Consider the following 19,894-nt stretch of genomic DNA (forward strand, 5'->3'; position numbering starts at 1 on the left):
AATGGAATTAGTATTATGAGACAAGTAGGTATTGGTACACGTGTTATAAATTTTTTAGTAGATACAATTTTGATAGCCATTATTGCCTATTTCATTGCAAAAGGGTATAGGTCCTATGTGTATTACTACGGCTATAAAGGGCATAATTTTGCTTTCTTTTTCTGGTGTACGTTATTTGTTTACTATACTTTATTTGAAGCTATTTTTCTTCGTACACCAGGTAAATTTCTCAGCTATTCTAAAGTGGTAAGCAATAATGGTAAACGACCAAATATCTTGCAGATACTCGTTCGTAGCTTAGTACGTGTTACCATTATAGATTTGTTTTTTCAACCTTTGTTAAACAAAACCTTGCACGACTATTTAAGTAAAACAGATGTGGTAGAAGTGTAACTTACGTGAAATGAGAGACGTGGAAAGTAAATAAAATAATGTTTGATTTATAGCAACGTACTTCTTTTAATAGTCACTATTTCTCCATTTAGTTTTTCTATTGTAATGGTAGGTTCTTTGTATTGATACGTCCAAAGTAAATACTCGCATTCACTAGTAAAATCAGCGTATTTTTTACCGTTTACAGCTTTCACAGTCTCACCGATATTTAATGTTGTTGCAGTTGTATTCGAACTCATGTTTTTGCCCGATATCACAAATTTCCCATCTTGCATGGTTACTCTCGCATCAAATTGATTTAATGGTGCAATAGCTTCATTTTTTAGCAATAAGTGCATTGTATTGGTGCTGAAATTAAATACCATTTGCTTGCAACAGCCATTAAAAAATTGTACTCCAAGCTTGGTATCTGTTTTAGCACTCAAACTAACTGGTACTTTGGTAAATAATGTGTTATTAAAGTACACGCTATCAGCTATAAAATAAGTAATGTCATCGGGCTTACCTAAGCCCATTAGGCCCATGGTAGAAGTAATGTGTTGATTGGCTTTTTGCTGACTGATTTTATATTTTGCCTCAGCATCTAGTACTTCAATATTTTGATTTACATCAAATATTTGTGTAAAGCCCATATCTATCAAGCAGTTTGAATAGTTGTTGCCATTAACAGCAAAGTTGATATGCGGTCTGCCGCCCTTATAGGTTACTGGCCATGTTATCATTGTGTTATCAGTATCAAAAGCCTTATTAGATATGTACAATACTTGCTTTTGAAAATCAATTTTCCAGTTGAATTTCTTAATCACATCTTGCCCAAGTAATACCAAATTGGCACAGTTTAAATACTGCATATCGTAGCTAAGACCTTTAAAATTGGTCACTTTTTTATTGCCTATTGCTAGCGTTTGTATAAAAGTGTTGTCTATTTTGGCTACTTGTTGGTTTGCATCTTTTACTTTACGTTGACCACCTAGCAATTCAATATTTGCGGCTGTATTAGTGTTAGTGTTCGATACGGTGGTCGTAGCACCTGTATCAAAAGCAAAGTCAATAGGTACGCCATTAATGCTGCCTTTAAACACCAGTAAACGCTTTTCTAAGCTAAATGGTATAGTATCTATTTCGGCTTGCTGCGCAAATACATTTGCACCTAATAATAGGCTGCCTATAATACTTGTAAACAAATGTTTCATGACGTGACATTCTGATGAAAAGGAAATAATATCAAGTCTTTCAAGGTGGGTTTTATAAGAACGGAAAATTACAAATGAAATTGTTGTTTGACGTAGAGGTGTTTTTTGTTGATGAATTTGTTTTATGTTATCCAATACTTACAGCCTGTTTTAGTTGAAACACATTGCCTTCTGCATCTTTACCATCGCATATTAAAAATGGATAGTTAGGGTAAGTTTTTATCTCGCCAATGCTTACTTGTTGCGTTTTAAGTTGGGCTTGAAGCGCTGCAATATTATCTACTGCAAATACCAATTTTACATTCGTTTCGGTAATAGTTTCATCTATATAATCTGCACCTATTTTATGCAAACCAATACCGCAGCCACCCGCTTGCAGCAGCACCCATTCGTTGGTAATTTCTTCTACCACAGTAAATGAAAAGTTGCTGGTGTAAAACTGTTTTAAAGCAGCAACATCTTTTACAAACAATACAATGTTATCGAGTGTTGTGGGCATATGTTTGAAGTGTTTTCGTTGGGTTCTTTGCCTAATTCTTGGCTTACTCATTCAAAATTTCTTTAGATTTTTTATTCATTTCTACTAAAGTAAAATTGTAAAAGCTACTTATGCCAAACAATGTGAGATATACAAATTTTAATAGACAATACATTACACCTGTTTGATAGCTACATATTACTAGACCTTTAAAAAACTTTAATAGTTCATCTTTATGTATTTCTTTAAAACTTTTAACAAATGAATATCCCTGTAATTTATAAGTGTGCTTATCAAAAATTAGAGGGAAACTAAGAAGAAGAATACATAAAATGGCTATAATGATTAGGTAGCTACCAATGGTTATAAATTGTTCTGAGAAATTCTTTTTTCTTTTATAGAATGCCTTTTGTTGTATAGTTGAAAATGACTTGTTTGAGTCAATGTTTAAAAACTTATCAAAAACACTAATAATTACACTCATAAATAAGCCTATAAAAATCGAAAGTGAGGCAATAATATATCCTATGAAATTACTGTTAAAACCTTCTTTTAAGAAAAAATTACTCGCCATAGCTACAATAAGTATTCCCCATTGGTATGGATATAAGTAAATAATGGGCTTATTTTCTACTCCATTTATGTCTTTAGATTGCCATTCTTTGGCTTTAGAAAGTAAAATTTTTAAGTATCCCATCTTATGCTTTGATTTTGTTCTCAGGTGTTATTTCATCCATAATTATTTGCTGAAACTCTAAACAGAATTCTCTTAATTCCTCAAAATTTGGTATTCCTAATTCGTTTATAGAGATCCCATGCTGTTCAAGATAAATAACGGGCTTTATATCGTTCTCGTCCTTATTTAATTTGAAGTTACAGTTTTTTCCTGTTTCTTGATTTGTAATAACTGCCTTGCTTTCATCAAAGTATTTTAGCTCTTTATCCTTAAAAGATATTTTACCCAATGCACTTCTTAACTTCTGAAGTATATCTTTTTTTACTGGGTTCTTTGCTGTAGCTTCTACTTTAATTACAAACTCTTGTTCTATATCTTCACTTGTTTCTTCTGAATAAAGAGGGATTAAAAAACTACTTGTGTACGAGATTGATTTTATAGCACTTGATTTGTTGAATTGATCTATAATATTTTGCGGATAAAATCTTTCAATTTTTGCTTTTTTATACAGATTTTCTTGAGAAAAGAAACTTGAAAAGAAATCTTTCAAGACATCAGTTATGTTGTCATCAGTATAACTCTGAATCATTAAAACCCCTTTTGAGTTATCCAAAGGAAAATGAAGATAAAAGAAGAATCTATCAAGAATTATATCATTCGGGTCAACTTTTTCCTTTTCAATTTTTTTATCTAATGAAGATTTGGCTCTTTGCTGTCCCCATCTACCACCTTCTAGAAAGCCTGAAATAGATGAGTGGTTAGAGTTGGGAATAATTGATGGATTCACAAGTTCATTTGATGGTCTGGTATCATAGGCACCAAAAGCTTTTTTTCTTTTATCGTCGGCAATAAAATCTTGAGTGTCTGTTTTGTTAATAAACCTTTTTAAAATTTCTAGCGTGAAGTGCGTATCATCATCATCTCGGTTAAGTTTTTGTTTTTCGTTTTCTACTACTTGAGTATTTATAATAAAGTCCTTGAACGTACTACCAATTTTTTTATCTATCGGTTTTAGTTCAATTTTGAATACTTCTAGTTTAGGTTCATGTGCCATGTTCTATTTTTATTTTTATTTTAAATGATTACCCTCCTTTTTCTCACTCGCACTTTTACCGCTACCACCTTGGTCTACAATTATTCTTGCTGCTTGGTAGGCATCGTAAAAGTCAGGGGCTTTGGTTTTAAGTACAGTTACTAAATTATCTAGTTGGTTTAGTAGTATACTGTCGGCTTCTTTAAAGTATTTGGTAATATTGGCTCTAACGGTTTTGGTATCTATAATATGCTTGCGTGGGCTACCAATTTTTTCAGTAAAACTTGCAATGCTGCTAGATAGTGTATCTTGGTCAGCTTGTGCAATACCATAATCTGCAAGGGCTGTAAGATGTTGCCCACCAAGGTCGTGTATGTGAAGGCAAATGTCGTCTGCATCGGTTTCTTTACAGCTTAGTATATCGTCTTTTACAATGTCTGTTTCGGCTATTAAAGTTGCATTGTTTGTTGCATGTGCGTAGGCTTTCAAGGCGCTTACTACGGTAATAGCAATGTCTGCCATAGCTATTCGCTTAGCAAGTTTTTCGTCAGTAATCCCTGTAACACCGCCTTGCAGTAAGGTATTGCTATCGTTAATATTTTTTACTAGCCCTTTAAATTTTGTGTAGGCACTGCTAAATGCAGGTAGGGTAGTGTAGGCAGTTGCATGTTGGTCGCACACATTGGTTACGGCAATAAACATGCGCAGTTTGGGTACTTTGTTGTTGTTCATGGCTGTTGTTTATATTTTTGTATAGTTATTGATGGTACTAAGTTCGTGCAAATATTTTACATTACAATACTTTAAGTTGTAATTTTTTTAAAATTATTTACCATGTGTGTTAGGCTATTAGAAAAATGCGTCAGGCAAAAATATATTACCGTCAGGAATCAAGTAAAGTGCCTTGTGTTTAAAAATATCATCGTTTAGTAGTATGTAAATCTGATTTTGTTATAACATATAGCTATTGGGTAACAAGTAAAGTATCTTAGGTAACATTATATAATGTTCAGGCAATATGCAAATTGTCTCAGGCAAGTATATATGGGCATTGGTAATTATTTAAATGGCGTATTGCCTATAAAAATTCGCTTAGATAAAAGCTCCAAAAAGTATCTAACCGCCGCAGTGTGCGACGCAACTATAGCATCATAGTAGTGCTACCGTTGGTATCATGATAAATAAAAAAGCTTGCCGATGGCAAGCTTCTGATATGGATTATTTTATTAAAATATTATGCTTCAACAAATTGCTGTACAATGTGATTGTTAGTAGCAAAAAGTTCAGCAGGAATTTCTATTGAATTGATTAATTTTTCTTCAAGTACATTGGCAAATGCTTCAAAGTAAGCAACTACATCTTCACGAACGTTACGCTTAAGCCAGCGAAAGCCACCTTCTAAATTGTTTAAAATTTCACGGTCTTCTAGGTATTCAATATTGTGAATATCTGTAGGCGTTAAACCCAATTTTTCTAGCTTGTTGATTAGTAGATTAACAGGTGCATTGGTGGTAGGGCAGTAGTCTTCTGCAAGTTCTGTCCATTCACCTATACCTGTTTGTGCGTAGGTTAAAATTTCTTCTTTTGAAAGTTGGGTAACTACTTGCAATAAATTGCCACAATTGCAACTGCCATGGTTGCCCCAAGCGTAATGATTGCCTGATTTTAAGCGACTTGCGGTGTCTCTTAAAGCTTGTATTAATTGCAAATTTGGATGTGCCATACGATTGTCTTTTTGATATAAACATTCATTTGAAGCACAAAGTTGGCTGATAACCGTTTTACAAGCATCATTTGTTTAAAGCACTATTGCTGCTTGTATACATTAATTAAACTGCAAGGCTGGTAAGCGATAATGTTGGCTATCGTACACAAACAATTCTTCTATGGTGTAAGTCCAATATTTATAAAGTGGTGTTTTGGCCAAATAGCTATCTGCCTTGGCTTTACTTTCTGTGTTAAGGGTTATCCAGCAGGTTTGGGTTTCCATGCTTACGGCATAGCTATCTATAATGCCTTTGTTCATTAAAAAGTTAATGTAGGTACGATGAGCTGGCACTAGGGTCATAAAATCTTCATCCATCGTAAATTTAATTATCGCCTGAAACTTGTTCATAGTCTTACATTTAATCTGGTAATAAAATTAACAACTATTGTGCTTGATATGTTTCAGATGGCAAACTGACAATTATCTGACTAATGTACTGTAGTTATTGCAGTAATTTGCAAAACTTTAAAAATAAATATCGATGGTAAAAACAATTGCACTTTTAGCTTGCTCAAACATATTTATGACTTTTGCATGGTATGGCTTTTTAAAAGACACAGGTATGCCTTTGTGGAAAGCAATTTTACTTAGCTGGGGCATTGCATTTTTTGAATATTGCTTAATGGTGCCAGCTAACAGGGCTGGATTTACAAGTGGGTTAAATAGCTTTCAGCTGAAAATAACCCAAGAAGTGATTACACTAATAGTGTTTTCAGTATTTGCAGTATTGTATTTAAAAGAGCCATTTCAAATGAAATACCTGATTAGCTTTTTATTTATACTTGGTGCTGTTTATTTTGCATTTAAAAAGTAGGGTTTTAACTTACCACATAGGCACAGAAGGTACATATTTATTTAAAACTCGCTACTTTCTTATGTGACTATGAGTCTATGTGGTGAAAATTATATATTTATGAGAATAATTTCAGGAAAATATGGTGGTAGACGTATAGCACCGCCGGCAAATATGCCACATACAAGACCTACAACTGATATAGCAAAAAGTGGGTTGTTTAATATTTTGCAAAATAGAATAGATTTTGAGGGGCTAAAATGTCTTGATTTGTTTGGTGGTACAGGTTGTATTAGTTACGAATTAGCATCTCGTGGTGCTGAAGATTTAACCATCATTGAGAAAGATAGCACCATGCACAGCTTTATCAAAAAGAATTGTGCAATGCTTGGCATTACCAATGCTAAAGTGCTACAAATGGATGTGTTTAGTTACATGAACACGTGCAATGAACAGTACGATTTTATTTTTGCTGGCCCACCTTATACGCTAGGTACTATTGATGAAATTCCTAAAATAATTATTGAGAAAAAGCTAATTGCAGAAGATGGCTATTTTGTGCTAGAACACACGCCTCGTAATGCTTATGAAGGCTATGCAGGGTTTAGTTTTCAAAGAAATTATGGCACAACGGTGTTTTCGTTTTTTGAGCCAGTTTTATAACACGAATTTTAGCTAATTACACGAATTATTTTTTTATGCGACAACATTCATTGGGCTATTTATACTTAAAGTTTACAATTGTAACGTTTACTTGTTGCTTTTTAGGCATTGCGCTTTGTTGTGTTTTGTATTTGCTTTTGATTAAAGTCTATCCACCCTATACAGAAGAAGGTTATGGCGTAATGCCAGTGTTTCAAACTTTTTTTTCACTCTTTGTCTCTTGCATCGCATTTTTAATTCTTTATTACAAGCTTTGGGTAAAATATGAGTTAATCAGAAAATGGTTAGTTTCTAAATTTAAAAAATGAATTCTCAACAATTAATTTTTATCACAGGTATTGGCACAGGTATAGGTAAAACGGTCGCTAGTGCTGTCGTAACAGAGGCTTTGCAAGCAGATTATTGGAAACCTATTCAAGCTGGTTTTGATGATGGTACAGATGCATTGGCAGTTAAAGATTTAATTAGCAATTCGCAAACCATCATTCATCAAGAAATGTACAAATTGGCTTTACCTGCTTCACCACATATTGCTGCAAGGCAAGAAGGTATAAGTATTGATATCGCTAATATCGTAAACCAGCAACCAGTAACTAGTAACGAGCATCTAGTAATAGAAGGCGCTGGTGGTATTATGGTGCCAGTAAATGATAATGAATTTATTATTGACGTAATTAAGCAATTAAAAACTAAAGTAATTTTGGTAAGTAGGAATTATCTTGGTAGCATCAACCACTCGCTTTTAACCGCTAATATTTGCAAACAACGTGGCATAGATGTTTTGGGCTGGATTTTTAACGACCAATATTTAGACTATGAACATGAAATAGTCAACTGGTCTGGCTATCCTAAAATTGGTTCAATACCTTTTGCAGAAACATTAGACAAGCAGTTTGTAAAAACGCAAGCAGGTGCTATCAGATTATCTTTACAGCAATTATTATGACAAAAGCTGAACTAAGAACCATTTACAAACAAAAGCGTCTGGATATTTCATCTAAAGAAAAGTTGAAATTGGATGACTTGCTGTTGCTGCAATTGCAAACGTTTAGTTTTGATGGTATTAAAACTTTGCTCACATATTGGCCAATGGCAAATATGGCAGAACCCAATACGCACTTATATTCTAGCTATTTAAGGCATATGGTTGAAGGCTTACAAATTACGTATCCTGTAAGCGATTTTACTACCAATACCATGCAAGCAAAATTGATAGATGCGGATACGGTTTACACAACTAATAGTTATGGTATTACAGAGCCAAAAGAAGGCGAAACTATTAATCCAATTGACGTTGATTTAGTGTTTGTGCCATTGTTGGTATGTGATAAAGAAGGTTATAGAGTTGGTTATGGTAAAGGTTTTTATGACAGATTTTTAAACCAATGTAGAGAAGATGTTGCACTAATGGGCTTTAGTTATTTTGAACCAGTAGATGCGATTACAGACAAAAACGAATTTGACATACCTTTAAACTTTTGTATTACGCCAAATGAGGTGTATGAATTTTAACCGCTGATTGACGATGATTTGAATGATTGCCATGATTTTTATTATATAGTGATAGACTTTTAAACAAAGCTTTTCTATGTGTCTATATGCCTATGTGGCGAATAAAATCAGTGTCATCAGCGTTCCTATAAAATTTTATAAATGAACATCAATAATATTTTCCTAAAATCATTTCGCATTGTATTGCTGCCATTTGCAATTGCTTATGGTGCGGTAATTATTATCAGAAATTGGCTGTTTGACAAGAAATATTTGCATTCAGCTACATTCAATTTTCCACTTATTTGCGTAGGCAATATCGCTGTTGGCGGTACGGGCAAAAGCCCAATGGTAGAGTATTTAATTCAGTTATTACACCCACGCTTTGAAATCGCCACTTTAAGCAGAGGTTATAAACGTAAAACCAAAGGCTATGCATTGGCAAATACTAGTACAACAGCATTGGATATTGGTGACGAACCAATGCAGTTTCATTCTAAATTTCCTGATGTTGCAGTTGCAGTAGGTGAAGAACGATTAGTAGCAATACCTCAATTATTACATGACAAACCCAACCTTGACGCAATTATTTTAGACGATGCTTTTCAGCATCGCTCTATAAATGCAGGGCTGAATATTTTATTAACTGAATACAGCAATTTGTACACCCATGATTTCTTTTTGCCCACAGGCGATTTAAGAGACGAATGGGCTTCTGCAAAGCGTAGTCAAATTATTATTGTTACAAAATGTCCCGCCGATTTATCGGATGAGAAAAAGAATAAAATCATTCGTGAATTAAAGCCGCTAAAAAGGCAGCATATTTTTTTTACAACCATTGAATATGGTGTGCCCTATCATATTTACAACCAAACTAAAAAGCCCATAACGCAAGACATAGAAGTGTATTTGGTGTGCGGTATTGCCAATCCAAAACCTATTAAAGAATATTTGCTAGAACATGCTTACACGTACTACCAAAAAAACTACAACGACCATCATATTTTCACAATTGATGATTTACAAGAAATAAAATCTAAATTTGATGAAATTGATGCTGAGAATAAATTGATTCTCACGACAGAAAAAGACGCAGTGCGATTGGTGAAATTTACTGAACAGCTAGAAAATTTACCATTGTATGTGTTGCCTATTAAACACAAGTTTTTGTTCAGTGAGGGGCAAAAATTTGATGATTTAGTAGTGAATTTTATAAAAAGCTATCCCAAAGTTTTAGCTGATAACTTTGACATTAGTTAACACAAGATTTAATTGAATTGCCTTTATCAAGAATCATGGTCATCATTAAAATCATAATCATCAGCGGTTAAATTTATGAGTAAAAGTAAAAAGAGTAAAACCAAAACGCCTACTAAAACCACAAAGCATACATCGCCTTCTTTATTGGTAAAAGGTGCTTTAGAAATTACACGCAGTGGTATTGGTTATGTGTTAATTGAAGATAAAAGTGGTGATGTATTGGTGCGTCCAGGCGATTTTAATACGGCTTTAAACGGTGACATTGTGATGGTGAAAATCATCAAGGAAAACTCTGTAACAAAAAAGAAAGAGGGTAAGATTACTGAGGTTGTAACACGTAAGCAAAACGAGTTTATCGGTCATATTCAACTATCAACCAACTATGCGTTTTTTGTGCCAGATACAGATAAGCCCATGCCTGATTTGTTTATTCCTTTAAATAAATTAAATGGTGCAAAAAATAAAGACAAAGTAGTTGCACGACTAGTAGAATGGGGTAAAGGCGACAAAAAACCAATTGGTGAAGTTGTAAGCTTAATGGAAGCAGGTGATGAGAATGATGGTGCGATGAAAGAGTTATTGGCAGAAGCTGGTTTTCCATTGTCATTTACCAAAGAAGTAATGGACGAAGCGATGGCGCTAACCGATGAAATTAGTAGCCTAGAAGTAAGTAAACGTAAGGATTGTAGAGATATTTTAACCTTTACCATCGACCCTGTAGATGCTAAAGATTTTGATGATGCGTTGTCTATTCGCAAGCTTAAAAATGGCAACTACGAAATTGGTGTTCACATTGCAGATGTAAGCCATTTTGTACAGCCAGAAACGGCTTTAGATGAAGAAGCTTACAAACGTGCAACTTCTGTGTATTTGCCAGATAGAGTAAACCCAATGTTGCCTGAACGTATTTCAAATGAGTTGTGTTCTTTGCGTCCACATGAAGATAAATTTACGTTCTCTGCTATTTTTCAATTAACGCCAAAAGGCGAGGTTAAACAATATTGGTTGGGTAAAACATTTATCCATTCAAATCACCGTTTTACCTACGAGGATGTACAAGAAATTATAGAAACCAAAGAAGGGCCTTTTAAAGAGGAAATTTTGTTGTTAAATAGTATGGCACAAAATATTCGTAAAGAGCGTTTTAAAGTTGGTGCTATCAATTTTTCATCACAAGAAGTTCGCTTTAAACTAGATGATAAAGGCAAGCCAATTGCAGTCGTAGTAAAAGAAAGCAAAGAATCGCATCAATTGATTGAAGAGTTCATGCTTTTGGCCAATAAAACCGTTGCAGAAAATGTATTTAAAACAGAGGTAAACGGTAAGCCAATACCTTTTCCATATCGTGTACACGACCAACCAGATGCTAAAAAATTACAACCATTTATTGAGTTTGCAAGGCGTTACGGTCATCAATTTAATATCAATTCGCCAGAAAAAATTGCAGAAAGTTTCAATCAAATGTTGGCCAATGTTCAAGGCAAGCCAGAACAGCATGTGCTTGAACAATTGGGTATAAGAACCATGGCTAAAGCCGCTTATACAACCAAGGATATTGGTCACTATGGTCTAGCTTTTGAGCATTATTGCCATTTTACCTCACCTATTCGTCGTTATCCAGATGTGTTGGTGCACCGTGTTTTGCAAAGCATTATTGAAGGCAAACCCTTTTTAGACAAAAAAATGGAGGAAAAATGTAAGCACACCAGCGAACGTGAACGTAGCGCCATGGAATGCGAACGTGCAGGCAATAAGTACAAGCAAGTTGAGTTTATGCGTGACCATGTAGGCGAAGAATTTGAAGGTGTAATTAGTGGTGTGGCTGCTTTTGGCTTTTTTGTAGAAACTGTTTTACACAAGTGCGAAGGCATGGTAAGCACCATCAGTCTTAGCGAAATCGATGATTTTAGATTGGTAGAAGGCGATTATAGCTTGGTGGGTTTACGTAGCGGTCGTAAATTTAAAATGGGTGATAAAGTTTGGATTCAAGTTGTTTCGGCAAATCTTGATAAGCGTCAACTTGATTACATGTGGGTAAACAAACCAACTGTAGAAGTTGAAGCAACAGTCATTACTGAAAAACCTGCTAAGAAAGCCGCTAAGCCAAGAGCTAAAAAAGCAAAAGAGTAGACTTTTGTAACCAGCATTTGTAGTACTATGTAGCATCTGCAAGTTTATATTGAGCTTGCGAAATACCTTTTATACGGTTAAATACTTTGCTGCTCAGCTAGACTTGAAAAGTTTACTTTTCCCACTTTTGTAAAATAACTGGGCATTTTAGTTGCGTTATAAGCTCTTATTTTAAAAATGAGCCTATATTTTTTGCAAAATGCCCTCTTTTTTCAAAAATCTTCCCATTTCGCATTTTATCAAGGCTCTTTTTTTTAATAACTGGTTATTTCATTTTCAAAATATGTAGTTATTTTAATTTGTCGGTTGTAGTTACTAAATTATTGGCATCTTTTGTGTATAAAGCATCATTTCATATATATTTAATGTCATTTTTTTACATTAATAGCCAAAATCGCTTTATTTTACAAATTATTATTAGAAAAAAATACTTCATGAAGAAATCTATAGCTGTTGCCATCTTTACAGTACTTGGTTTTAGTGCATCTGCACAAGACATCAATACTATCATCAACGCAAAAGAAGTTGAACGTATTGAGAAAATTTTGTCAGCAGATGATATGCAGGGTAGAAGAGCATTTACACCTGCAGCAGATAAAGCCGCAGCGTTTATTGCAGAAGAATTTAAGAAAACAGGTTTGGCCACACTAAATGCTACAGGTACATATTTACAAAGTTTCGCCATGATTAAAGCGAAATTTATTAGTGCTACTTGCACCTTCGATGGTACAACTATTGACACTAAAAATGTGATAGCTGTTACGTCAAAGCCAGAACTAATCATCACTGAAAATTCAGGATTTCAAAAAGTACAAATTGCTGCTGGCGCTAATTTCTTTGGCGAAGCCAGAAAATATGCTCAATCGGGTAAAAATTATGTTGTAATTGTTGATACATCATTTGGTAAGAATTTTGGTCGTTTAACCGGGCTTAAAAATTCCATGTTTAAATCAGAAACAAGTGTCGTTTTTGTTTTATCGGCAAGCAATCCTTCTACTTACACAATTACAGCCAAGCATGAAATTATTGAGCAAAAATTAGCCAATGTGGTTGGTGTTTTGCCAGGTAAAAGCAAACCAACTGAATATGTTATTTTCTCTGGTCATTACGATCATTTAGGTGTTGGTTCACCACGTGAAGGCGAAAAACACGACGATAAAGATTCTATTTACAACGGTGCAAATGACGATGCAGCAGGTACTACAGCAGTTATCATGTTGGCTAAATATTACAAAGCATTAAACAACAACGAACGAACCTTAATTTTTGCAGCATTTACAGCTGAAGAAGTAGGTGGCTTTGGCGCAACTTATTTCTCAAAGCAATTTGTGCCCGAGCAAGTAATGGCCATGTTTAATATTGAAATGATTGGTACAGAAAGTAAATGGGGCACTAATTCTGCTTACATTACTGGGTATGAAAAAACAGACATGGGTAAAATTTTGCAAGCTAACTTGCAAGGTTCTGCGTTTACTTTTTATCCTGATCCCTACATCAAAGAAAACTTGTTTTACCGTTCAGATAATGCAACACTTGCAAGATTAGGCGTACCTGCACATACCATTTCTACATCAAAAATGGATAGCGAACCGAATTATCATAAAGTAAGTGATGAAATAGGCACACTTGACATGAATAACATGGCTGAAATTATTAAAGCAATAGCGGTAAGTGCTAAAGGTATTGTTGCTGGTAAAGACACGCCAAGCAGAGTGGATATGAGCGCTTTAAACTAAGTTCTGGTTAATTGAAAAGGCATTTATGTAAAATGTCGTCATCTTGGATATGGCAAAAATTATAGATTAGCTTACTATATTTTTTAACAATTTGTTTTATTACATTTGCTAAGACGAAATGCAAAATACGCTTCAAAACATACCTAAACGATCTGCGGCCTTTGTTGCCAATTTTAAAGGTAATATCTATCCTCGAGCCCAAAAACAACCACAAAAAAAGTTGTCATGCCTATTGGTAAATCCTGATGTTGTGGCCAAAGAGTTAATTAAAAAGCCTTCTTTCAATAGTAAATTTACGTACAATATTTGGTCAGGCCCAATGGATAATAAGCTGATTAAATATTTAAAGAAAAATAATTATTCCTACATAGTTATAGATAAATGGATTAGTGAAGATGCGATTACACATTTCCTAGACTTAATTCGTTTTCACGACGTTAACAATGGTAAAATTATAAATATCGTTTCATTTTATGAGAAAGTGACACATTGTAGCCCAATGTTATACATGAACGATTATTCTGAAAATAATCCCGATGATTTAGTCGTTCGTCCGAGCCAAGGTTTTCTAAGTATGAAAAGAACTATTGACGTTCTTGTATCATCTTTGGCTTTACCTATTGCTGTGCCCATTATGTTATTAGCTTTTGTAGCCACTTGGTTATCATCTAAAGGGCCTGTTTTGTTTAAACAGCAAAGGGTTGGTTTTAATGGTAAAGTGTTTACTATTTACAAAATCCGTACAATGGTACACAATCCTGTAGGTTATAATGCACCTACAGTTAAAGGTGATTCTCGTATTACTAAAGTTGGTAAAATTCTTCGAAAAACCAAGATTGACGAGTTGCCTCAATTTTTAAATGTTCTAAGAGGTGAAATGAGTTTAATAGGCCCAAGACCAGAAAAAAAGGATATAGTAGACAGATTTGAAGCAGAAAATGTTTTTTACAAATATCGCCACATTGTAAAACCTGGTATTACAGGTTGGGCACAAGTCAATTATCCAACAGCTACCCCTGAGGAAACTTTACAAAAACTTGAATACGATTTGTACTATATCAATCACATTTCTTTAAAGTTAGAAATACAAATTATTTTAAAAACCGCTGGTGTAATTACTACGCTTGACAGTCTTTAATGCTTTCTCAAAATCTTCTTTTTTTGCTGCCATTTTTACTTGTGAATAGTGATAATCTTGCCTAGATTAATACCTTTTGTCAATTTATTATTTTTAAGCCTGCAAATGCTTGAAAACTGTGGATAAACCCGTGTAAAAATCACACGCTTTATTGACTATTTAAACAGCTAAAAAGCTATCTTCGCCAACCTTGTTTTTTAAGGTAAAATATACTCATAGCAAAGAAATTAAGTTATAATCTGCAATGGAAGACATTACGCCACAATTGCCCGAACAAACGAACGATAACGACCGCATTATTTCGGTGAATATTGAAGAACAAATGAAGACTGCCTATATCGACTACTCAATGTCGGTGATAGTAGGTAGGGCCTTGCCAGATGTTAGAGATGGTTTTAAACCAGTACACCGTCGTGTGTTGTACGGTATGAACGAACTAGGTAATGCTAGCAATAAGCCCTATAAAAAATCTGCCCGTATTGTAGGTGAGGTAATGGGTAAGTTTCACCCCCATGGTGATGCTTCTATCTATGACACACTTGTACGTATGGCGCAAGATTGGACGATGCGCTACAAAATGGTAGATAGCCAAGGTAACTTTGGTAACCAAGATGGTGACCCACCAGCAGCCATGCGTTATACAGAGGTACGTTTAGAGAAGTTTGCAGAAGCCATGCTAGAAGACTTGGAAAAAGAGACTGTAGACTTTCAATTAAACTTTGATGATAGCTTAGAAGAACCTACCGTTTTACCTACAAAAATTCCGCAATTATTGGTAAATGGGTCTAGTGGTATTGCCGTAGGTATGGCTACCAATATGATGCCTCACAACTTGAGTGAAGTAGTAGACGGTTGCGTTGCTTATATTGATAATCAGGAAATTACTGGCGAAGAATTAATTAATTACGTAAAAGCACCTGATTTTCCAACAGCTGGTATTATTTACGGTATGGAAGGCGTGAAAGATGCCTTGTTAACTGGCCGTGGTAGAGTTGTTTTGCGTGGCAAATGTCATGTGGATACAAAAGCTAGTGGTAGAGAGCAAATTATTATTACAGAAGTGCCTTACCAAGTAGGTTTAGATGCTTTGACTAATAAAATTGGTCAGCTAGTAAATGACAAAACCATTGAAGGTATTGCTCACGTGAATAATGAGAGTAACCAACGTGAAGGTAACCGTATTGTTATTGACTTAAAGCGTGACGCTGTAGCTCAAGTAATTATTAACCAACTTTATAAGTTCACCGAGTTTCAAACAAGCTATGGTATAAACAATGTAGCTATTAGTAAAGGGCGTCCTAAAATAATGAGCTTAAGAGACTTAATAGTTGAGTTCATTGAGTTTAGAATGGAGGTTGTAATTCGTAGAACGAAATTTGAATTACGCAAAGCCGAGGAACGTGCACATATTTTAGAAGGCTATTTAAAAGCTTTAGACCATTTAGACGAAGTAATTAAACTAATTCGCAGTAGTAGAACACCTGATGATGCGAAAGAAGCTTTAATTTCTAAGAGTAAAGAAGAAAAATGGTACATCAGCCAAGAGTTATTTGGCGAAGTAACCGAAGAACTTTACAGACAAGAACAAGGCTTATCTGACATACAAGCAAAAGCAATTTTAGAATTGCGTCTGCAACGTTTAACAGGCATGGAAAGAGATAAGATTATTGAAGAATTCAATGGTCTTATTCAAACTATTACACGCCTTAAAGCTTTATTGGCTAGCGAACCATTACGTTATGAATTGATTAAAACAGAATTACTTGACATCAAAGCAAGATTTGGTGACGAACGTAAAACGGAAATTCAATACCTAGCTAATGAAATGCGCATGGAGGATTTCATTAAAGATGAAGATGTTGTAATTACAATCTCGCATTTAGGCTATATAAAACGAACTACCGCAACCGATTACCGTCAACAAAAAAGAGGAGGTCGTGGTGCTATAGGTAGCAAAACCCGTGAAGAAGATTATGTAGAACACTTGTTTGTTGCATCTACTCACCATACGATGTTATTTTTTACAGAAAAAGGTCGTTGCTTTTGGATGAAAGTGTACGAAATTACTGAGGGTGAAAAATCTGGTAAGGGCAGAGCGATACAAAATTTGATACAAATACCACAAGACGATAAAGTGCGAGCTATTATTGACGTGAAACGCTTAGATGATAAAGAATTTATTGATTCTCACTACATCGTTTTGTGTACTAAAAAAGGTATTATTAAGAAAACGTCATTGGCAGATTTCAGCCGCCCACGTGCAAATGGTGTAAATGCCATTACAATTAACGAAGGCGATGAATTACTAGAAGCGAAAATGACTGATGGCAATAGCGAAATTATGATGGCTATTAAGAGTGGTAGAGCTATTCGTTTTCCTGAAACCAAAGTACGCCCAACTGGCCGTGGTGCAATAGGTGTAGGTGGTATAGAAGTTGATGATACCAAAGACGAAGTAGTTGGTATGATTTGTGTAAATGCAGAAGATACTACTAAAAATGTGCTAGTTATAAGTGAAAATGGATACGGTAAACGAACGGCTGTAGAAGATTATCGCATTACAAACCGTGGTGGTAAAGGTGTAAAAACCATTAACGTTACTGAGAAAACTGGTAGCTTAGTAGGTATTATGAATGTAAGTGATTCAGAAGATTTAATTATTACTTGTAAGTCTGGTATTACGTTACGTACTTCATTGGCCGCTATTAAAGAATCTGGTAGAGCCACACAAGGTGTAAAAATTATACGTGTAGATTCTAAAGATTCAATTGCTGCTATTTCAAGTATCGAATCGGATGAAGAAGAAACTGTAATAGATGAATCTTTGGTGGTAACTGATGGTGAAGCATTGCCTGTAGATACCAATGAAATAGTAACTGAAGAACCAACAACTTCTGATGATGAACCTGCGCAAACAGATGCAGAAAGCACAGAAGAAACCCCTGATAATCAATAAAAATAACGTTACATGAAAAAAATCGTTGTCTTATCGCTGCTTGCCTTGTCTTTTCAACTAACAAAGGCGCAAGATTTTAAAAAAGTTGAAACCAATATTTTAATCAATCAATATGTGGCAGCAAACACTGAGCTTGAGAAAATAATGGTCGACCCAAAAGCACTCACAAAGCCGGAAACTTATTTGTGGAAAGCTAAAATATATGTTGCCTTTAGTAATGATGCGAAGTTGCAAGCAAAATATCCTGGTGCATTTAGTATTGCTGATGAGGCTTTTAATAAATATCTTCAACTTGACCCATCGTTAAAATTAATAAAGGATAAAAACCACACAGACGTTGCCACCAATTTGTACTCTAGCGCCTACAAAGATGGTGTAAGAACCTTTAATACTAAAATGTGGGATTCTGCTGCAAATTACTTTAAGTATGCAGTAAAGTATAGCGATATTCTTTTCTCTAATAAATTATTAAAAAACGAAGCACCTTTTGACACGACCTCTATTTTGTATGCAGGTTATGCATTGCAAAATGCACAAAAGGTAGATGATGCTATTAAATTTTACTCTCGATTAATGGATGCAAATGTTACCGACGCTAGTTTTGTAGAGGTATACAAATATGTATTATTACAATACATTAAAAAGAACAATAAAACTGCTTTTGATAAATATTTACCAATAGCTAAAAAAGCCTACCCTAAAGAAGAATGGGATGATTACGAGGCAGAATTTATCAACAAAAATTTCTCGCTTTCTGATAAGGTGGCAGCATACGAAAAAGAAGTGGCAGCCGGCACTTTAACTGCTTCAAAATACCTGCAATATGCAGATGTATTTGTGAATATTCCAAAAGAAGACAAGGAGAAAATGGATAGCTTAACACTAGTAGGCTACCAAATGAAAGCTTTAAATGCTTACAAAAAAGCTTGTGAACTAGACCCTAAAGATGGTATTGCACACTATAATGCAGGTATTATTTATTACCAAATATATGGTGTGTATGAAGATAGAACCTTAGAAAACAGAAAAGCATTGAAAGATGCTGTAGCTGCGCATGTGGTAGAAAAAGATCCTAAAAAGAAAGTTGCTGCCGAAGCAAAATATAAAGAGCAAATTGATGCTTTGAAAAAATTAAATACTGACTTAGAAAAGCCAATGACTGAAATGGCAGATGGTTGTATCTCTTACATTGAGAAATCATATTTGATTCTAAAAGACGTGCCTAATTTGGCAAACGGTAAAGACCTAACAGATAAGGAAAAAGTAGAGAGAAGTTGCTTAAGAAAAGCTGTAGACTTTTTGGCAAATATGTATGCTATTAAGCGTGATAAAGCTGCTGGTAAAGATCCTAAAGCTTATGATACTTACGATGCTAAATACAAGTTGTACGATAGCTTACATAAGTAATAGCAGATGTCTAAATAAAAAACCGCCCCAACTTTATTACAAATTGGGGCGGTTTATTGTAAAATATTTTACCATTAATTACATGGTTGTAGCAGCAGTTGGAGCTTCTTTTTGTTTCTTTTGTGCATCCTTCATGGCTTTGTATTTTACACCTAGCAACTTGGTTAATTTCTCTTTTTCTTCATTGTTAATGTCTTTGTTTTTTTCTTTTTTATCAGCTTCGGTAAGCGTAGTGTTTTTTTTAATCTCAGCCCTTTTGGTTTTAGTTTCTTCCATAATGGCTTTGGCTTGCTTTACTTCATCTTCTGTAGCGCCAGCTACTTTAAAGGCAGCATTCAAGTCGTCTTCTGCTTTTTGTTTTTGCTTGGCTTTTTCTTCTTTGCTTAGTTGTGGCTTTGCCGCTTCTTGTGCTTTTACTGAAGCGGTAAGTGCAACTGCCATACATGCAGTAATAAATAGTTTTTTCATGTGGTAACGCTTTGTGTTTGTGAGTAATTAAGACGTTTAAAATATTGAAAGTTTAAATTGGAAAAATAAAAGAATAGATAATTAAGCCCCCCGCAGCTCAACTATTTTTCGCTTTGCAAATACTTACTGCAAGTTACAGAGACCATTTTCTAGTTGGCAGAAGCTTCCTACACTATGTAACATCCATTTTCTTCGCAAAAACAAGCATTCAGCAGTTTTATAGAGCTATTTTGCATGTATCTGCGTGAATGGTAATCAACATTAGCTACATCCTACTTATCTTCATCACGTATAAAATGCCACCTAATGAG

The 19,894-nt window shown here is 34.6% G+C and carries 19 protein-coding genes; 11 read left to right on the top strand and 8 right to left on the bottom strand.

Translation table 11 applies throughout. The annotated features are described in order from the left end of the window. Window positions 1-15: 15 nt before the first annotated feature. A complete protein-coding gene (locus ACT9TX_RS15430; protein WP_481339617.1) occupies window positions 16-393 on the top strand; it encodes an RDD family protein in 378 nt (125 codons plus the stop codon). 47 nt (window positions 394-440) lie between these two features. On the opposite strand, the gene ACT9TX_RS15435 is transcribed toward ACT9TX_RS15430, so the two are convergent. The 7 genes from ACT9TX_RS15435 to ACT9TX_RS15465 all read right to left on the bottom strand — a co-directional run bounded on the left by ACT9TX_RS15435 (window position 441) and on the right by ACT9TX_RS15465 (window position 5,889). Next, entirely contained in the window at window positions 441-1,586 is a 1,146-nt protein-coding gene (locus tag ACT9TX_RS15435; protein ID WP_481339619.1) for a retroviral-like aspartic protease family protein, read from the bottom strand. Between the two features lie 127 nt (window positions 1,587-1,713). Next, window positions 1,714-2,085, bottom strand: a complete 372-nt coding sequence (locus ACT9TX_RS15440) for a VOC family protein (protein ID WP_481339621.1) — start codon at window positions 2,083-2,085, stop codon at window positions 1,714-1,716. Window positions 2,086-2,128: 43 nt separating this feature from the next. Beyond that, a complete protein-coding gene (locus ACT9TX_RS15445) occupies window positions 2,129-2,761 on the bottom strand; it encodes a hypothetical protein (RefSeq protein WP_481339623.1) in 633 nt (210 codons plus the stop codon). A 1-nt stretch (window position 2,762) separates the two neighbouring features. Further along, window positions 2,763-3,794, bottom strand: coding sequence for a hypothetical protein (locus ACT9TX_RS15450; protein WP_481339625.1), 1,032 nt, complete (start codon window positions 3,792-3,794; stop codon window positions 2,763-2,765). Window positions 3,795-3,809: 15 nt separating this feature from the next. Next, complete coding sequence (locus ACT9TX_RS15455) at window positions 3,810-4,505, bottom strand: hypothetical protein (protein WP_481339627.1); 696 nt, start codon at window positions 4,503-4,505, stop codon at window positions 3,810-3,812. Window positions 4,506-5,007: 502 nt separating this feature from the next. Beyond that, the gene (locus ACT9TX_RS15460) at window positions 5,008-5,496 is read right to left on the bottom strand and encodes a hypothetical protein (protein ID WP_481339629.1); all 489 of its coding nucleotides are present in this window, start codon (window positions 5,494-5,496) and stop codon (window positions 5,008-5,010) included. A gap of 102 nt (window positions 5,497-5,598) precedes the next feature. Further along, window positions 5,599-5,889: a hypothetical protein gene (locus ACT9TX_RS15465; RefSeq protein ID WP_481339630.1), complete on the bottom strand. Its 291-nt coding sequence runs from the start codon at window positions 5,887-5,889 to the stop codon at window positions 5,599-5,601. A 133-nt stretch (window positions 5,890-6,022) separates the two neighbouring features. On the opposite strand from ACT9TX_RS15465, the gene ACT9TX_RS15470 reads away from it, so the two are divergent. The 10 genes from ACT9TX_RS15470 (at window position 6,023) to ACT9TX_RS15515 (ending at window position 19,115) form a co-directional block, all read left to right on the top strand. Continuing rightward, complete coding sequence (locus tag ACT9TX_RS15470) at window positions 6,023-6,355, top strand: DMT family protein (protein WP_481339632.1); 333 nt, start codon at window positions 6,023-6,025, stop codon at window positions 6,353-6,355. A gap of 99 nt (window positions 6,356-6,454) precedes the next feature. Then, window positions 6,455-6,997 carry an RsmD family RNA methyltransferase gene (locus tag ACT9TX_RS15475; RefSeq protein ID WP_481339634.1) on the top strand — a complete coding sequence of 181 codons (543 nt, stop codon included), beginning with the start codon at window positions 6,455-6,457 and terminating at the stop codon, window positions 6,995-6,997. A gap of 304 nt (window positions 6,998-7,301) precedes the next feature. After that, window positions 7,302-7,943: a dethiobiotin synthase gene (bioD, locus tag ACT9TX_RS15480; protein ID WP_481339636.1), complete on the top strand. Its 642-nt coding sequence runs from the start codon at window positions 7,302-7,304 to the stop codon at window positions 7,941-7,943. Then, entirely contained in the window at window positions 7,940-8,509 is a 570-nt protein-coding gene (locus ACT9TX_RS15485) for a 5-formyltetrahydrofolate cyclo-ligase (protein WP_481339637.1), read from the top strand. The genes bioD and ACT9TX_RS15485 overlap by 4 nt, the downstream gene beginning before the upstream one ends. Window positions 8,510-8,650: 141 nt before the next feature. Continuing rightward, window positions 8,651-9,748 (top strand): tetraacyldisaccharide 4'-kinase, encoded by a 1,098-nt coding sequence (gene lpxK, locus ACT9TX_RS15490; RefSeq protein ID WP_481339638.1) that lies wholly within the window; start codon window positions 8,651-8,653, stop codon window positions 9,746-9,748. Window positions 9,749-9,823: 75 nt separating this feature from the next. Then, window positions 9,824-11,878 (top strand): ribonuclease R, encoded by a 2,055-nt coding sequence (gene rnr / locus ACT9TX_RS15495; RefSeq protein WP_481339640.1) that lies wholly within the window; start codon window positions 9,824-9,826, stop codon window positions 11,876-11,878. Window positions 11,879-12,312: 434 nt separating this feature from the next. Then, a complete protein-coding gene (locus ACT9TX_RS15500) occupies window positions 12,313-13,614 on the top strand; it encodes a M28 family peptidase (protein WP_481339642.1) in 1,302 nt (433 codons plus the stop codon). Window positions 13,615-13,732: 118 nt separating this feature from the next. Further along, window positions 13,733-14,752, top strand: a complete 1,020-nt coding sequence (locus tag ACT9TX_RS15505) for a sugar transferase (RefSeq protein ID WP_481339644.1) — start codon at window positions 13,733-13,735, stop codon at window positions 14,750-14,752. Between the two features lie 244 nt (window positions 14,753-14,996). Continuing rightward, entirely contained in the window at window positions 14,997-17,708 is a 2,712-nt protein-coding gene (gyrA, locus tag ACT9TX_RS15510) for a DNA gyrase subunit A (protein WP_481339646.1), read from the top strand. Between the two features lie 12 nt (window positions 17,709-17,720). Beyond that, entirely contained in the window at window positions 17,721-19,115 is a 1,395-nt protein-coding gene (locus ACT9TX_RS15515) for a tetratricopeptide repeat protein (protein WP_481339648.1), read from the top strand. 78 nt (window positions 19,116-19,193) lie between these two features. On the opposite strand, the gene ACT9TX_RS15520 is transcribed toward ACT9TX_RS15515, so the two are convergent. Continuing rightward, the gene (locus ACT9TX_RS15520; protein WP_481339650.1) at window positions 19,194-19,583 is read right to left on the bottom strand and encodes a hypothetical protein; all 390 of its coding nucleotides are present in this window, start codon (window positions 19,581-19,583) and stop codon (window positions 19,194-19,196) included. Between the last annotated feature and the right edge of the window lie 311 nt (window positions 19,584-19,894).

The organism is Parasediminibacterium sp. HNIBRBA5674 (assembly GCF_056745525.1).

What these genes read in the sequence shown, in the direction of transcription:
- ACT9TX_RS15435 (WP_481339619.1), bottom strand. Translation starts at nt 1,586, where the DNA reads ATGAAACATTTGTTTACAAGTATTATAGGCAGCCTATTATTAGGTGCA.
- ACT9TX_RS15475 (WP_481339634.1), top strand. Translation starts at nt 6,455, where the DNA reads ATGAGAATAATTTCAGGAAAATATGGTGGTAGACGTATAGCACCGCCG.
- ACT9TX_RS15470 (WP_481339632.1), top strand. Translation starts at nt 6,023, where the DNA reads ATGGTAAAAACAATTGCACTTTTAGCTTGCTCAAACATATTTATGACT.
- rnr (WP_481339640.1), top strand. Translation starts at nt 9,824, where the DNA reads ATGAGTAAAAGTAAAAAGAGTAAAACCAAAACGCCTACTAAAACCACA.
- ACT9TX_RS15485 (WP_481339637.1), top strand. Translation starts at nt 7,940, where the DNA reads ATGACAAAAGCTGAACTAAGAACCATTTACAAACAAAAGCGTCTGGAT.
- ACT9TX_RS15520 (WP_481339650.1), bottom strand. Translation starts at nt 19,583, where the DNA reads ATGAAAAAACTATTTATTACTGCATGTATGGCAGTTGCACTTACCGCT.
- ACT9TX_RS15460 (WP_481339629.1), bottom strand. Translation starts at nt 5,496, where the DNA reads ATGGCACATCCAAATTTGCAATTAATACAAGCTTTAAGAGACACCGCA.
- lpxK (WP_481339638.1), top strand. Translation starts at nt 8,651, where the DNA reads ATGAACATCAATAATATTTTCCTAAAATCATTTCGCATTGTATTGCTG.
- gyrA (WP_481339646.1), top strand. Translation starts at nt 14,997, where the DNA reads ATGGAAGACATTACGCCACAATTGCCCGAACAAACGAACGATAACGAC.
- ACT9TX_RS15430 (WP_481339617.1), top strand. Translation starts at nt 16, where the DNA reads ATGAGACAAGTAGGTATTGGTACACGTGTTATAAATTTTTTAGTAGAT.
- ACT9TX_RS15445 (WP_481339623.1), bottom strand. Translation starts at nt 2,761, where the DNA reads ATGGGATACTTAAAAATTTTACTTTCTAAAGCCAAAGAATGGCAATCT.
- ACT9TX_RS15505 (WP_481339644.1), top strand. Translation starts at nt 13,733, where the DNA reads ATGCAAAATACGCTTCAAAACATACCTAAACGATCTGCGGCCTTTGTT.
- ACT9TX_RS15465 (WP_481339630.1), bottom strand. Translation starts at nt 5,889, where the DNA reads ATGAACAAGTTTCAGGCGATAATTAAATTTACGATGGATGAAGATTTT.
- ACT9TX_RS15455 (WP_481339627.1), bottom strand. Translation starts at nt 4,505, where the DNA reads ATGAACAACAACAAAGTACCCAAACTGCGCATGTTTATTGCCGTAACC.
- ACT9TX_RS15500 (WP_481339642.1), top strand. Translation starts at nt 12,313, where the DNA reads ATGAAGAAATCTATAGCTGTTGCCATCTTTACAGTACTTGGTTTTAGT.
- ACT9TX_RS15515 (WP_481339648.1), top strand. Translation starts at nt 17,721, where the DNA reads ATGAAAAAAATCGTTGTCTTATCGCTGCTTGCCTTGTCTTTTCAACTA.
- ACT9TX_RS15440 (WP_481339621.1), bottom strand. Translation starts at nt 2,085, where the DNA reads ATGCCCACAACACTCGATAACATTGTATTGTTTGTAAAAGATGTTGCT.
- bioD (WP_481339636.1), top strand. Translation starts at nt 7,302, where the DNA reads ATGAATTCTCAACAATTAATTTTTATCACAGGTATTGGCACAGGTATA.
- ACT9TX_RS15450 (WP_481339625.1), bottom strand. Translation starts at nt 3,794, where the DNA reads ATGGCACATGAACCTAAACTAGAAGTATTCAAAATTGAACTAAAACCG.